Source organism: Streptomyces sp. NPDC047049 (assembly GCF_040643995.1).
Lineage (GTDB): Bacteria > Actinomycetota > Actinomycetes > Streptomycetales > Streptomycetaceae > Streptomyces > Streptomyces mooreae.
In genome coordinates, this window is sequence record NZ_JBEYVM010000009.1 from 37,585 (window position 1) to 52,344 (window position 14,760).

A 14,760-nucleotide genomic window follows, 5' to 3' on the forward strand; every position below is an offset into this window, starting at 1 on the left:
CGGGGGGCGGGAGGATGCCGCACCGCGCACACACGGAAGGCAGGCCATTCGGCCCATTTCACCCGGCAAGCCGTAGGCCGGACACTGTTGGCAGATCCCACCGGGCGACAGCCGGCGGATCACGCCGCGCTCCGCCCCGTACCCATGTGAAGGAGCCAGGGTGATGACCACCGCCCGCGACATCATGCACAGCGGCGCCACCTGCGTACAGGAAAACGAAACGCTGGAAGACGCGGCACGCCGGATGCGCGACCTCGATGTGGGCGCGCTCCCCATCTGCGGCCCTGATGACCGACTCCACGGGATCATCACCGACCGCGACATCGTCCTCAAATGCCTCGCCCGGGGCAAGAACCCCAAGACCATGACCGCCGGCGAACTCGCCCAGGGGAAGCCCGTCACCATCAGCGCCGACGCCGGGACGAAAGGCATTCTGCGCGTCATGGAGGAACACCGGATCCGGCGGCTGCCGGTCATCGACGACCACCGGCTGGTCGGCATGATCAGTGAAGCCGACCTCGCCCGGCACCTCCCGGAAGACAAGGTGGGGGAATTCGTCGAGACCGTCTGCGCGCCCACCTGAGCCGGTCGCCCGTGGGCCGGCCGTAAGTGCTTGTGCGCCGGCTCCGCCGACGCGGTGACGTCGACCGCCGGCCGCCCCGGGCCGCGCGAACGGCTCACCGGCCCCCGGAATCAGCCGGGGCCGGAGGAAAGGTCACGGTGAATTCGGTGCGTCCGGGGCGGCTGTTCATCATGACGCGTCCGTCGTGCGCGGAGACCACGGCTTCCACGATGGCCAGTCCCAGGCCGGTACCACCCGCCGCTCGCGAGCGACTGTGATCGCCCCGCACGAAGCGGCCGAAGACTTCCCGCCGGACCTGCTCAGGTACCCCGGGGCCGTCGTCGGCGACCGTCAGCCGGGTTCCCTGGTCGTCGGCCGCCAGCCGCACCGTCACGGCGGTCCCGGGCGGGGTGTGCGTCCGGGCGTTGGCCAGCAGGTTGCCGACGACCTGCTGCAGGCGGTGGTCGTCCCCCGTCATGGTCACCGCCGTCTCAGGAAGGTCGAGCAGCCACCGGTGGCCCGGACCGGCCGCCCGCGCGTCGTCGACCGCGTCGAGCACGAGTCGTGTCAGATCCACCGGCCTGCTCTCCAGGGCGCGGCCGGCGTCGAGGCGTGCGAGCAGCAACAGATCGTCCACCAGGCGGCTCATCCGCTCGGACTCCGCCTGAATCCGTTCCAGGGAGCGCCGGACCTGACCGGGCACCGGCCCCGTGTGCCGGAGGGCGAGTTCCGCGTGGCCACGGACGTTGGCCACCGGCGTCCGCAGCTCGTGACTGGCGTCCGCGGCGAAGTGCCGCAGCCGCTCTTCGCCGGCATGACGACGCTCCAGGGCGTCGCCGACATGGCCGAGCATCCGGTTGAGGGCCGTGCCGACCTGCCCGACCTCGGTGCGTGCGTCGGCCACCGGCACCGGCGCCGGCATCGCCACCTCGCCACTGGCCAACGGCAGTTCGGCCACGCTCGCGGCCGTGATCGTGACGCGGCGCAGCGGACGCAGCGACAGGCGTACCCACAGCGCTCCCAGCACACCGGTGACCAGGAGGGCGCCGCCGAACACCGCCGCCTCGACCGCCACCAACCGGTGCACCGTCTCCTCGACCGGACGGAGCGGGAGACCCGTGATCAGCACGTCGCGATCGTCGCCCACCACCGCGTTGACGCGGTACCGCCCCAGGGCGGAAAGCCGCATGCCGTGTCCGGAGCCGTCGGTCGGGAGGGCGGCCAGCCTCCGGCGGTCGTCGGCGGACAGCGGCACCGCGGCGTCCGTCCGGTCCCGTACGACAGCCGCCCGGGCCGGCGTGCCACGCTGGAGCCGGGCCCCCAAGGTGCCCTCGGACTGACCGCGGGTATCCGGCCGGTTGTCGGCATCCGGCTTGGACTCGTGTTCCAGACTCACCGCGAAACGGCCGGCGGAAGCGGACAGCTGCTGGTCCAGGCGGCCTACCAGGAACCCTTCGAGCGCGACCGCCGTGATGACGCCGACGGCCAGACAGGCCAGTGCCAGGAGCACGACCAGACCGGCCGTGAGCTGGCCGCGCAGGGTGCGTGGAACGAGCCGGTTCACGAGGACTCCGGCCTGAGGACGTATCCGACGCCGCGGACCGTGCGGATCATCGGGGTCCGGCCCACGTCGATCTTCTTCCGCAGATAGCTGATGTAGAGCTCGACGATGTGCGACCGGCCACCGAAGTCGTAGGACCAGACCCGGTCGAGGATCTGCGCCTTGGACAGCACCCGCCGCGGGTTGCGCATCAGGAAACGGAGCAGCTCGAACTCGGTACGGGACAGCTCGACCAGTTCACCGCCGCGAACGACCTCCCGTGCCTCCTCGTCCATGACGAGGTCCCCGACGACCAGCCGTTCGCCGTCCGGCTCGTGTGCCATACCGGCCCGGCGCAGCAGACCGCGCAGCCGTGCCAGGACCTCTTCCAGGCTGAACGGTTTGGTCACGTAGTCGTCACCCCCCGCGGTGATCCCGGCGATCCGGTCCTCGACCGCATCACGTGCGGTGAGGAAAAGGACACAGACCGTCGTCAGTTCCTGGCGCAGCAGGTGCAGCACCCGCAGGCCGTCGATGTCGGGCAGCATCCAGTCCAGGACGACGGCGTGCGGGCGGAAGGTCCGTGCCACGTCGAGCGCGGAGACGCCGTCGGCCGCGCTGCGGACCTCCCAGCCCTCAGCGGCCAGGGCGCCGGAGAGCACCTCGGTGAGGTCCGGCTCGTCGTCGATCACGAGGACCCGCACCGGCGAGCCGTCAGCGCTGTGCAGCGGGGCGGGGATGCGGTGAGCGTGCATGGTGACTCCAGCATCCCTCCGGCGGAGGTGTGCGCGGGTATGAGTCAGCTCTGAGTTTCCTGTGAATCGCCCGGCCGGGCCGCCGCTCAGAGGATCTTCAGAGGTTGTGCTGCGACGCTGACGCCGACCACGGAAGGGAGCCCCATGAGCGCCATCTCGCAGATCCGCCGCGGTGTCCTCGGCAGCACCCCGCCGCGGTGGCTGCCGCCCGCGCCTTTGCTGCTCGTCCAGGGCCTCATCTGGGCGGGGGCCGCCGGCGTCCTGGCCCTGTGGTGGACCGGCACGGCGTCCGTGGTGGGCCCGGCGGGCTGGCTCACCGGCGCCGGCCGGATCACCGGACTGCTGGCCGGCTACGCCTGCGCGGTACTGGTCGCGCTGATGGCCCGCGTGCCGCTGCTCGACCACAGCTTGGGTACCGATCGGCTTGCCCGCTGGCACGCCATGGGCGGGCGCTACACCCTCTCACTGGTGCTCGCCCACACCCTGCTGATCATCTGGGGGTACGCCCTCACCTCGACGACCGGTGTCCTGCACCAGGCGACCACACTCGTCCTCGACTACCCGGACATGCTCAAGGCGACCGCGGGCTTCGTGCTGCTGGTCGGCACCGGCTTCGTCTCGGCGCGTGCCGCCCGTCGCCGCATGAGCTACGAGACCTGGCACTACCTCCATTTCGCCACCTACCTGGCCGTCTTCCTCGCCTTCGGCCACCAGCTCGCAGGCGGTGCCGACTTCGTGGGCCGGAGGCCGGCCCAGCTCGGCTGGTACGCCCTGTACGGGGCGGTGGCTGCGCTGCTCCTCCGGTACCGCTTCATGGTTCCGCTGCGACGGGCCCTGCGCCACCGGCTCCGCGTCGCCGACGTCCGCCCCGAGGCTCCCGGCGTGGTGTCGGTGCACCTCACCGGGGAGCGCCTGACCGAACTCGGCGCCCGGCCGGGCCAGTTCTTCCGCTGGCGTTTTCTTGCGCCGGGCCTGTGGTGGACCGCCAACCCCTACTCGCTCTCCGCCCCGCCGCTCCCCCACCACCTGCGCATCACGGTGAAGGCGGCCGGCGGGCACAGCGCTGCGCTGGCACGGCTGCGACCCGGCACTCGGGTGTGGGCCGAAAGCCCCTACGGCGGTTTCACCGCGGCACTCCGCCGGTCGCAGAAGGTGCTGCTGCTCGCGGGGGGCGTGGGCATCACCCCGCTGCGGGTGCTCTTCGAAACCCTCCCCGGGGAGGTCACGCTCATCTACCGGGCCCGGCGTCCGGACGACCTCGCCCTGCGCACCGAGCTCGATGCGATCGCGGCCGCTCGCGGCGCGGCCGTCCACTACTCCGTCGACGAACCGGACGGGCATGCCACCCCGCTGACCGCCCGCGCGCTCAAGAGCCTGATACCGGACCTGGCCGCCCACGACGTGTACCTGTGCGGTCCGCCCGGTATGACCAGCGCCGCGCGGCGCGCACTGCGCGGTGCCGGGGTGCCCCGCCACCGCATCCACCACGAGTCGTTCGAGTTCTGAGGAGCCCCCGTGCGCCGAGCCGTTCTGACCGCAGCGTCGACCAGCGCGCTGATCGTCCTCCTGCTTTCCCTCAAGCCGCACCAGCCGGCCGGCCTGACCGGTGCCCCGGACCGGGCGGGCGCCGCACCTGCCCCGTCGCCCACGGGGCGTCCGCGGCACGGCGGCCACCCGGCCGACGGCACCTACAGCGGCGCCCCGATCAGCACCCGGTACGGCACCGTACAGGTCGCGGCCACCGTCAAGGCCGGCCGGCTGACCGCCGTCAGGGTGCTGCATGCGCCGTCCGGGAACGGCCGTGACCGCGAGATCGCCACCTACGCCGTCCCCCGCCTGACTCAGGAAGCGCTGTCCACGCACAGCGCCCGCATCGACGCGGTGTCCGGCGCCAGCTATACCAGCGCCGGCTACATCCGGTCGTTGCAGAGCGCCCTGGACCGGGCCGGTGTCTGAGCCCCGGCGCGGACTGCGCCACGTCGAGCGGGCGATGGGCACGGTGTTCTCCTTCGACGTCCGCGACGCCCGCACCCCCGCCGTCGAGTCCGCCCTGGCCGAGGCCGTCTCCTGGCTGCACCGCGTCGACGAGGTCTTCTCGACGTACCGTCCCGACAGCGCCGTCAGCCGACTGGCCCGTGGAGAGCTGGGACTCGACGACTGCCCCGCGGAGGTACGTGAGGTGCTGGGCCTCTGTGAGCAGGTGGGACAAGCCACCGAGGGCTGGTTCAGTGTCACCGCGAACGGCGGTCTCGACCCCACCGGACTGGTCAAGGGGTGGGCGGTCGAACGTGCTGTGCAGATCCTGCAGGCCGCCGGCGCCCGTCACCTCTGCGTGAACGGCGGCGGCGACCTCCAGCTCAGCGGGGAAGCCTCACCCGGCACCCCCTGGCGCATCGGGATCGCTCACCCGCTGCGTCCGGGCGAACTGTGCACCGTCGTCACCGGACACGACCTGGCCGTCGCCACCTCGGGCACCGCCGAACGGGGAGCCCACATTCTCGACCCGCACACCGGCACTCCCGCGCGGGGACCTGCCTCGGTCACCGTCGTCGGCCGCGGTCTCACCACGACCGACGCCTTTGCCACGGCGGCCTTCGCCATGGGTGCGGGCGCCCGCGACTGGCTGGAAGGGCTCGACGGTCACGAGGGTTTCGCAGTGACACGGAACGGCGGCACCTGGCACACCCGGGGCTTCCCGGGAGACAAGGAACCGAGCACGCGACCGGGACGTCGCGCCCCGGTCTCCCCCGCACGGCACTGCCGCGCCTGACCGCCACCGACCGGCGCACGCCGCCGCATGGCGACGCCCCGGAGCGGCGCTTAGCGTGGGAGGGGACGGCGGTCCGCGCAGATGGTTCCGGAGGGTCCGACGCGGCCGGGCCGCCCTCGACGTGGAGGACCGGGATGGCATCTGTCTCCTTCCTGCTGGTGGCCGTGATCCTCACCGCCCTGGCCTTCGACTTCACCAACGGGTTCCACGACACCGCCAACTCGATGGCCACCTCCATCGCCACCGGGGCGCTGAGCCCCCGGGCCGCCGTCGCGGTCGCGGGTCTGCTCAATCTGGGCGGAGCCTTCCTCTCCACCGAGGTGGCCAAGACGATCTCGGGCGGCATCGTCCAGGACAGCGAAGTGTCCCTGGTGATGATCTTCGCCGGGCTGATCGGGGCGATCCTGTGGAATCTGGTCACCTGGCTCCTCGGGCTGCCCTCCAGCTCCTCCCACGCCCTGTTCGGCGGGCTGATCGGCGCGGTGTGGGTGGGGGCCGGAGGTTCCGCGGTGCGCTTCGGCACGATCATCGAGAAGATCGTGATTCCTGCGGTGGCCTCGCCGGTGGTGGCCTGCGTGGTGGCGCTGCTGGCCACCTACCTCGCCTATGTGATCACCCGGCGCATTTCGGCACGCGCCGCCGGGAGGGGCTTTCGCGCGGGACAGGTCGGGTCGGCGTCCTTGGTGGCGCTGGCGCACGGCACCAACGACGCCCAGAAGACGATGGGGGTCATCACTCTCGCGCTCATTTCGAGCGGGGTGCTCGCCCATGGTGCGGGGCCGCCCTGGTGGGTGGTGCTGAGCGCGGGCCTGGCGATCTCCCTGGGCACCTATGTGGGCGGCTGGCGGATCATCCGGACCATGGGCAGGGGACTCACCGACATCCAGGCTCCGCAGGGCTTCGCCGCCGAGACCAGCGCGACCGCGGTGATCCTGGCCTCGTCGCACATGGGCTTCGCGCTGTCGACCACCCAGGTGTGCACGGGCAGCATCCTCGGCGCGGGGCTGGGCCGCAAGCTGGCACATGTGCACTGGGGCGTCGCCGGGCGGATCGCGGTGTCCTGGCTGCTGACGCTGCCGGCCGCGGCCGCCGTGGGAGGCCTGGCAGCGTGGGTGGCCGGCCAGGGCACCATGGGGGTGGCCCTGGTCGCGGGCGTCGCGCTGGCGGCCGCGGCGGGCTTCTATGTGCTCTCGCGCCGCCGTCCGGTGAACCCGGAGAACGTCAACGAGGTGCCGGCACCCGCTGCGAAGCCCACCGTCAAGTCGGCCTCCTGAGCCGGGCCCACCGGGCCGCCGTCTTCGGAAAAGGTCCGCGGGCAGCAGGGGCGGAGGAAGGAGAAGAAGGGTGGACATCAACTGGGGTGCTCTCGCCGGGGTCTTCGGTGTCAGCCTCGGGATCACCGTGGTGGTGGTCGTGATGTTCTCACTCGGACTGGCCGCATGGGCCCGCACCGGACACGGAGAGCCCGCCCCCGGCCTGCCCAGCGGCCGGCACCGGAAGGTGGCGACCGCCACGGCCGTGCTGTGCTTCGCCGCCTGCCTCGCGGTCGCGGCCTACGGGATCGACCTGATCGTTCCCGGCTGACCCTGCCCCGGCCCTCCCCGAGGGGCAGTTACGAAGTAGTGACCATCGGGAGCCAACCTCGCGGTCCACAGACAGCTCTTTCTCGTCGAAAGCACGTCAATTAGGGATTCTTAGCCCTGGTTGGCGCATGGGGAACATAGGTATCCAAGGAGATACGAGCATGAAGTTCGGCCTGAAGCGGTTAGCCGTGATCGGCTCGCTGGGTGTGGCCTCGGCGGCACTGGCAGCCTCCCCGGCGTTCGCGAAGAGCGACATCTCGATCGACGCCACACCCCACACGGCGCATGTCGGCAGCGTCGTGAAGGTGCACGGCCAGGGCGGGGACGACGCCGAGCGGTACACCACGCTCGTCATACAGCAGCGGTCCGGCAAGCCCGGCCACTGGAGCAATTGGAAGAACGTGAAGCAGGACTTCGGCTTCGAGGTGCGCGCGGACGTCAAGGCCAACCAGGCGGGCGAGCTGCAGTTCCGTTCGGTGCTGTACGCGACCGACGAGAACCACCAGCACGCGAAGACGGACCGCGTATCCGCGCCGCTGACCATCCACGTGGTCCGCTAGCCGACGCCCCGACACCGCACGCCTGAGCGGGGAGAATGCCGCTTCCGCGGCCCGCCCCTGCACTCACCACACGTGACGCCATGGTCACCGTGGTGAGTGCAGGGGCGTCCGCGTTGCCGCCTCGCTCCGCTGCCCCGGACGGCCCGAAGAAGCCGTGCCTCTTGCGCACAGGGCGCGTTGCACATCTGCGATTGCGAGGCAAGCCGTCGGCGGGAATACTGAGTAGCACGGGCAGGGAAGGCCCGGAAGCGCGCTGCGTGGGACCTTATGTGCCGCACGCAGCGTTTCCCTTGCCAGGACATTCGGAACGTCAGCCGGAATTCCGGTCGGTACGCCGGGGTGATCCGCCGGCGCAATGAGCTGTTGCGGAACAGGCATTCAGGGCGCGCGAGCCTGGCGGGATGAAGAGCGGCCTTCGCTTTTCTCATCGAGATCAGCAGGTCAAGAGGCCGCCTCAGATGATGCTCCGATCCGATTCGGAGACCGCGAAAGGGAATTGGCCCGATCGGCCCCCGTATCACAGCGCCTTCGAGGCCGGCCCTCATAGGGGGGACCAGCCTCGAAGTTGACCCGTGGGGTCGCTAGAAACGGCCTCCGCGGCCGAAACCGCGACCTCGGCCAAAGCCGCGTCCACGACCAAAGCCGCGTCCACGACCAAAGCGGCGTCCACGACCGTATCCACGGCCGTAGCCGTAGTCGTCCCAGTCCCAGTCGTCGCCATGCCTACGGGGGAACACACTTCGGAAGCTCATCCTGCCTCCTTGGATCTCTGTTCGGTCATCCAGCCATTCAGCTGGACCACTTCCCACGCTACGCCGCGACACGAGTCGAAATCAAACGGGAAAAGTCTGAAAGTTAAGGGAAATTTGCCGCTTTCGCATGTACGCAACGTGGCCGCCGGTCGCTCTCTGAATTCCAACTCCTCCGCCCCGTCCGGCCGAATTCCGGCGTCACGCTCTCATCACACCACCTGCACTTCGGAATTCCGCACCCGAGGTACGAGTAAAGAGCCCAACACCGAAATCCCAGCAGAGTGATGAGGAAGAGTCAGGCGAGGGCGTCGGCACAGGTGAGGTCCGCGATCCGTGCTTCTTGACTCGCCACCGCTCAGCCCCTCCGGCGGAGGGGACGGCAGCCAGGCTCAGTTGCTCACGGACGTCAGTCCGATGAGCTTCGCCAGACGAGGCCGCGCTGCTCGTACTCCATGATGGACTCGACGCCGGCAGCGATGGACGGTCCGCACTCGCGGGTGATCATCCAGAGCGCCAGATCGATTCCGCTGGTGACACCGCCCGCGGTCACCAGGTTCCCGTCGTCGACGACTCGTGCGTCGATCACCGTGCCGCCCTGGGCGGCCAGCTCGGCCTTGGCGAGGCGGTGTGTCGTGCACGGACGGCCCTTGGTCAAGCCTGCCGCGGACAGCACCATGACCCCGGTGCAGACACCGGCCACGGTGACGCCTGCCTGCTGTGCCCGTACGAGGTTCCGTAAGACCTCTGGATCGTGGATCAGCTGGTCGCCACCGCCCGGCACGATCAGAACGTCGGAGTCGGTGGGCTCCCATGCGGCCGGCACCGTGACTTCGGTGCCGAAGAAGCATGTCACCGTGCCAGGAGCCGAGGGCCGCACCAGTGTCGTTCGTACCTGGCCCCCCGCCCGCTCGGCGTGACCGAGAACGTCACGCGGCCCGATGAAGTCCTGCTCCTCCACCCCGTCGTACACGAGGATCTGAACGCGTAGCGGCATCGGCTCTGTCTCCTTGGCTGGTGCGGCGTCAGCGGATGCCGCGGACACCGCGAGGGGCGCGACCGGACCACGACCGGCAGTCGGGCCCGGAGTGTGGGCTGCCCCAGAAGTCTGCCGCGCCGGTCGCATGGTTCCCGTCCGGCACCGGCGCATCTCCTGCGGCGAGCGCAACCCCTGCACACCAGTTGCTGAGCGCGGCCGGGGGTGGACCGAGGCTACGCCAGGGCGGTCGGTGGGCCGACGGCGAACTCGACGTTGCGGGACCTGCGCAGGCGTCGGACGGCCTCACGCTGGACCTTGCCCGATTCGGTGCGGGGCAGGTCGTCCACGAACTCCAGGAACCGCACGTGCCGGGGCGCGGGCAGATGTTTCTGCAGGTGCGCGAAGAGTACTTCGGCGGTGGCGCGACTGGCGTTCCAGCCGGCACTGAGCACGACGTACGCCTTGGGTACCTGTGCCGTGTCCTCGGACACCGGCACCACGGACAGTTCGGCGACGGCGGGGTGCAGCACCAGTACGTGTTCCAGTTCGAGGGGAGCGATCAGCTCCCCGTCCGGCCCCTCGAACACGTCCTTGCCGCGCCCGAGGTAGACCAGGGAGCCGTCGCTGTCCCACCGGGCCAGGTCACCGGTCCGGTAGAGGCCGCCCGGGGTATGGCTGGTGGCGTTGTCCTCCGGGTCGAGGTAGCCGCGCATCATGCCGACGGGCTCGTTGGCCAGGTCCAGGCACAGTTCGCCCTCCTGGGCCGGCTCGTCGGTGCCGGGCCTGACCACCACCAGCTCGTAGCCCGGCAGCGGGTAGCCCATGGAGACCGGGTCCGCCGGGGAGGAGGCGGTGACCCCGGCCATGGCGGTGACCTCGGACTGCCCGAACCCGTTGCGGACGGTCACCCCGGCCAGCCTGCGGACCTGTTCGACCACGTCACCCATGAGCGGTTCACCGACGCTGACCGCGTGCCGCAACCCGGGCAGGCCGTCGGGCAGCCCGGTCCGGATCAGTGCCCGCCAGATGCTGGGCGGCGCGCAGAAGCTGGTGACCGTCCCGGTCCTCAGTACTTCCAGCAGTCGCTGCGGGGTCGCTTCGGCGTTGTCCATGGACACCACGGTGGCCTCGGCGTTCCAGGGCCCGAACAGTGAGCTCCAGGGGTACTTCGCCCAGGCCGGAGCGGAGACGTTGAGGTGCACATCCCCCGGCTTCAGCCCGTTCCAGTACATGCTCGCCAGATGCCCGATCGCGTAACTGACGTGCGTGTGCACCACCAGCTTCGGCCGCGAGGTGGAGCCGGAGGTGAAGTAGTAGAACAGCGGCTCGTCGGCCTCGGTGGGGCCCTCCGGCACGAAGCCGCCCTCATGCTCGGCAGAGGCGGCGAAGTCGGCCCAGCCCTCGTGCTCCCCGCCCACGATGATCCTGGTCCGGAGCCCGTCCACGGCGAGCCCCGGCACGATCCGGTGGTCGGCGATCACATGCGTGGCTCCGGCCCTGCCGATCCTGGTGCGCAGTTCCTCGGGCGAGATGGTGATGAAAGCAGGGGCGATCACGGCCCGGACCTTGATCAGGGCGAGCATCAGCTCCCACAGCTCGGTCCGGTTGTCCATCAGCAGCATCACCACGTCGCCCCGGCGGATGCCCTGCGACAGCAGCCAGCCGGCCACCCGGTCGGAGCGCCGGGAGAGCTCCTGGAAGGTCAGCTCCCCCTGCCCGACGATGCGCAGCGCCACGCGGTCGTTGCCCTCGGCGATCCGGTCGAACCAGTCGGTCGCCCAGTTGAACTGCCGTGGCCGCGGCCACCGGAACGCCTTGCGCGCGGCGTCCTGGTCGTTGGCGTGGTGCAAAAGGAGGTCCCGCGCGGCGCGGAACTCCTGGTAGGCATCGTCTCGCCCGGACAACTTGTCCCCGATCACTGGAAGGTGTTGGACGCGGCCCGGCGCAGCACGCTGAGTGCTATCACGTCGGCGTCCCTGGAGAAGGAGGTGTGCACGCCCGGCCGGCCGTTGCCGATCTGGGTGAACCAGCACACCCGCTCGGTCGGGATGCCCAGCGCGTAGAGGGCCCGGTGCGGCCGGCCGTCGGCGGCGATCACCCGACGCTCGGCGGGGGTGATGTGCAGTGCCCCGGTGGCGAACATCTCTTCGGTGTCACCGTGCACGAAGTCGACGGCCATCCGGTCCTCGACCAGCTGCCGCATCAGCGGATCGGTGTTGCGGATCAGACCCGCGGTCGGGATGCGGGAGTCGATGAGCACGTCGCAGTGCCTGCGCGAGCCCTCGACGGCCGGGGATTCCAGGAAGAACCGGCCCTGCTCGGCGTCGCATCCGTGCACCACATCCGGCCCGGCCACATCGAGCACTCTGGCATCGACCAAAGCCAGGAACTGCGCGGTGCGTTCCAGCGGCGGGCCGGTGAAGAGCGTCGAGGTGCGCGAGACGAACCGGCCGAGGAAGTCGGCGCGATGGGATCGCGGGGTCAGGCCGCCGAAGTCCACGGCGTGCCGCAGCACTTCGCGGGAGTCGCGGATGGCGTCCAGCGCGGCCTTGAGCGGGCTGTCCACGTTGCCCTGACCGGCCTCCGTCATGTCGGCGAGCAGGATGCGCCGCACCTCGGCGACCACGTCGGCACCGGAGGCGAACCGCTTGGTGTGCAACGGTCTGGACAGCTGGTCCAGGTCGACGGGTTCCACGTCCTCGAGTCCGTGGCGCACCACCACTTCGCGCCAGCTCGACAGTTGCGGGCCGAGTGCGTACAGCTCGGCGCCGACCGCCTCGGCACGCTCGGGCCCGTGCTGGGTCCTTGCCTGGGTGGTGTAGTAGACATAGTTGATTTCGGCCTCGAGCAAGGACAGCACGTCGCGGTCGAAGTCCAGGGCGGGGTTGCCCCGGTGCACCGCGTTGCGCTCGCGCAGTTGGCCGATGGCGGCCGAGGTGAGGAACTTCGGCGCCGCGCGGCCGGTCACCCCCTTCTGGTTGCGGCCACGCGAGCGGATCGGCAGTCCGCTGCGCGAGCCCGCGACCACCGAGGGCTCATTGCCGCTGGGCACGTAGCACATGGCTCCGTCGCCGTTCACCTTGAACTTCCCGCCCCGGCCCACGGTGAAGGACATCAGGATGTCGTAGAAGGACAGGCCGAGCCCCACGACGCCGACCGCGGCGCCGGGCGGGATCGACTGCAGGTCCAGATCGGCGGCCGAATCCCCGCTGAGGTAACGGAGTCCGGGCCGGTCCTGTGCGAACCGTGCCAGCTCCGACTGGTGCTCGGACAGCTCCGCCTGGGCGTGCCCGGTGGTGATCACCACCGCGTCGGCGGTCACGGTGCGCTCGTCGTCCGCGGTGGACACGTGGAGTTCGTAGCTGTTGCCCCTCTCCCGCAACGAGGTCACCTTGCCGACCACTTCGACGACCTCGCCGAGTCCGGACATGGCACGCACCACCGAGTCGTACACGTACCGCAGGTACCGGCCGTAGGCGTACCTGGGTGCGTAGTCGTCGTGGTCCAGTCCGGACAGTTCCGGTTCCGGCTGGGTGGGTAACCACTGCTGGAAGGACAGGCCGGCGCCCGGCCGGCATGGCTCACCGTCGAAGACCCCGGAGAACATGCTGATCTCACCGACGACGGTGTTCATCAGGAAGCTGGTCTCCTGGTCGGTCCGCCAGATCCGGCCCGCTCCCAGTTCCACCGCGTCGATCAGCCAGATCCTGACGCGTGGCGGCTCCGTCTCGGCCATCAGATTGGCCGCGAGCCGTTCGAACACCGAGATCCCGCGCGGACCGGTCCCCACGATTGCGACGTCCAGCACCCTGTCTGTCAGGTGTTGCACGGCCTGTCTCCCCATCTGTAAGGCTCGCCTTCAGCGCGCAGCCGCGCCCAGGCCGTCCATGGCCGGCAAGCGTCCGAGTGCGGCGGAGATCAACTCGTCCGACGCCGCCATGTCGGTCATGTTCCCGCTGAGGAACTGCTGGTAGGCCGAGAGGTCGAGCAGCCCGTGACCGCTGAGGTTGAACAGGATGACCCTCTCCTTGCGTTCCTTCTTGGCCAGCAGGGCCTCTTCGATCGCGCCGCGGATGGCGTGCGCCGACTCGGGGGCCGGGATGATGCCCTCCTCATTGGCGAAGGTGAGGCCGGCCTCGAACACCGGGCGCTGTGCGTAGGCGACCGCCTCGATCAGCTTCTGGTGGTACATCGCGCTGACCAAGGGGGCGGCGCCGTGGTAGCGCAGGCCGCCGGCGTGGATGCCCGGGGAGACGAAGGTGTGTCCCAGGGTGTACATCTTGGTCATCGGCGTGATGCCGGTGTAGTCGTTGTAATCCCAGGCGTAACGGCCCTTGGTGAGCTTGGGGCACGCCTCCGGTTCCACCGCGACGAACCGGGTGTCCAGGTTCTCGCGCACCTTCTCGTGGAAGAACGGCAGGGTGATGCCGGAGAAGTTGCTGCCCGCGCCGACCGAGCCGATCACCACGTCCGGGAAGTCGCCGATCGCACGGAACTGCCGGACCGCCTCCTGGCCGATCACGGTCTGGTGCAGCAGGACGTGATTCTCCCCGCTGCCCACCGAGAGGTTGCAGCGCTCCACTTGGCGCGCGTGCTCGAAGGCCTCCGCGTTGGCGATGGACAGGCTGCCGTCGGTGTCCGGGTCGCGGGCCAGTGCGGCCCGTCCGGCCTCGGAGTTCCCGTTGGGGCTGGAGATGACCTTGGCCCCGTTCATCTCCATCATGATCCGGCGGTAGGGCTTCTGCTCGTAGCTGACCCGGACCATGTAGACGGTGCACTCGAGGCCGAAGATGCGGCAGGCGACGGCGAGCGCCGAGCCCCACTGGCCGGCACCGGTGCCGGTGGTCAGGCTGGTGATGCCGGCCTGCTTGTAGTAGTAGGCCTGGGCGAGGGCGGTGTTCAGCTTGTGGCTGCCGGTGGTGTTGGTGCCCTCGTACTTGTAGTAGATCCGGGCCGGGGTGTCGAGCAACTGCTCCAGCCGGCGTGCCCGGTGAAGCGGGGTCGGCCGCCAGCGCAGGTACTCCTCGCGCACCGGCTGCGGGATCTCGACGAACCGTTCCTGGCCCATGCTCTGCCGGTACATCGACAGCGGGATCTGCGGGGTGACCGCGCCGCCGCTCTCGCGGGTCTCCGGCCTTGCCTGGCGCAGTTTTGCCGCGTCCTCGACGCCGGTGAGGTCGGACAGCACGTTGTACCAGTGAGTGGGAACGATTTCTTCAGCCGTCAGCGAGGCTTCTGCCGAATTCACCATGCGTTTCCGAT

13 protein-coding genes are annotated in these 14,760 nt (G+C 70.0%); 7 read left to right on the forward strand and 6 right to left on the reverse strand.

All coding sequences use genetic code 11. From position 1 onward, the window contains the following. Nucleotides 1–163 precede the first annotated feature (163 nt). The gene (locus tag ABZ851_RS21035; protein WP_361129686.1) at nt 164–583 is read left to right on the forward strand and encodes a CBS domain-containing protein; all 420 of its coding nucleotides are present in this window, start codon (nt 164–166) and stop codon (nt 581–583) included. Nucleotides 584–677: 94 nt separating this feature from the next. Here the strand turns inward: ABZ851_RS21035 and ABZ851_RS21040 are convergent, their stop codons facing one another. Together ABZ851_RS21040 and ABZ851_RS21045 are read right to left on the reverse strand one after the other, a co-directional pair. Next, nucleotides 678–2,126 carry a HAMP domain-containing sensor histidine kinase gene (locus ABZ851_RS21040; protein ID WP_361129689.1) on the reverse strand — a complete coding sequence of 483 codons (1,449 nt, stop codon included), beginning with the start codon at nt 2,124–2,126 and terminating at the stop codon, nt 678–680. Next, nucleotides 2,123–2,857 carry a response regulator transcription factor gene (locus ABZ851_RS21045; RefSeq protein WP_361129691.1) on the reverse strand — a complete coding sequence of 245 codons (735 nt, stop codon included), beginning with the start codon at nt 2,855–2,857 and terminating at the stop codon, nt 2,123–2,125. The genes ABZ851_RS21040 and ABZ851_RS21045 overlap by 4 nt, the downstream gene beginning before the upstream one ends. A 144-nt stretch (nt 2,858–3,001) precedes the next feature. Between ABZ851_RS21045 and ABZ851_RS21050 the strand changes: the two genes are divergently transcribed. From ABZ851_RS21050 to ABZ851_RS21075, 6 genes are all read left to right on the forward strand, one after another. Continuing rightward, nucleotides 3,002–4,363, forward strand: coding sequence for a ferric reductase-like transmembrane domain-containing protein (locus ABZ851_RS21050; RefSeq protein WP_361129694.1), 1,362 nt, complete (start codon nt 3,002–3,004; stop codon nt 4,361–4,363). A 9-nt stretch (nt 4,364–4,372) separates the two neighbouring features. Continuing rightward, nucleotides 4,373–4,813 (forward strand): FMN-binding protein, encoded by a 441-nt coding sequence (locus ABZ851_RS21055; protein WP_361129697.1) that lies wholly within the window; start codon nt 4,373–4,375, stop codon nt 4,811–4,813. Further along, nucleotides 4,806–5,627 (forward strand): FAD:protein FMN transferase, encoded by an 822-nt coding sequence (locus ABZ851_RS21060; protein ID WP_361129700.1) that lies wholly within the window; start codon nt 4,806–4,808, stop codon nt 5,625–5,627. Before ABZ851_RS21055 ends, ABZ851_RS21060 begins: the two co-directional genes overlap by 8 nt. A gap of 134 nt (nt 5,628–5,761) precedes the next feature. After that, nucleotides 5,762–6,901 (forward strand): inorganic phosphate transporter, encoded by a 1,140-nt coding sequence (locus ABZ851_RS21065; RefSeq protein ID WP_361129703.1) that lies wholly within the window; start codon nt 5,762–5,764, stop codon nt 6,899–6,901. 70 nt (nt 6,902–6,971) lie between these two features. Further along, nucleotides 6,972–7,211, forward strand: a complete 240-nt coding sequence (locus ABZ851_RS21070; protein ID WP_361129706.1) for a hypothetical protein — start codon at nt 6,972–6,974, stop codon at nt 7,209–7,211. A gap of 160 nt (nt 7,212–7,371) precedes the next feature. After that, complete coding sequence (locus ABZ851_RS21075; protein ID WP_361129708.1) at nt 7,372–7,770, forward strand: hypothetical protein; 399 nt, start codon at nt 7,372–7,374, stop codon at nt 7,768–7,770. Nucleotides 7,771–8,928: 1,158 nt separating this feature from the next. Here the strand turns inward: ABZ851_RS21075 and ABZ851_RS21080 are convergent. From ABZ851_RS21080 to ABZ851_RS21095, 4 genes are all read right to left on the reverse strand, one after another. Next, nucleotides 8,929–9,516, reverse strand: a complete 588-nt coding sequence (locus ABZ851_RS21080) for a DJ-1/PfpI family protein (protein WP_361129711.1) — start codon at nt 9,514–9,516, stop codon at nt 8,929–8,931. Between the two features lie 215 nt (nt 9,517–9,731). Next, on the reverse strand, nt 9,732–11,402 hold the full coding sequence (locus tag ABZ851_RS21085) for an AMP-binding protein (RefSeq protein ID WP_361129714.1): 1,671 nt from the start codon (nt 11,400–11,402) through the stop codon (nt 9,732–9,734). Between the two features lie 11 nt (nt 11,403–11,413). After that, nucleotides 11,414–13,327, reverse strand: coding sequence for an FAD/NAD(P)-binding protein (locus tag ABZ851_RS21090; RefSeq protein ID WP_361129717.1), 1,914 nt, complete (start codon nt 13,325–13,327; stop codon nt 11,414–11,416). A gap of 30 nt (nt 13,328–13,357) precedes the next feature. Next, complete coding sequence (locus ABZ851_RS21095) at nt 13,358–14,749, reverse strand: TrpB-like pyridoxal phosphate-dependent enzyme (RefSeq protein ID WP_361129720.1); 1,392 nt, start codon at nt 14,747–14,749, stop codon at nt 13,358–13,360. Nucleotides 14,750–14,760: the final 11 nt, after the last annotated feature.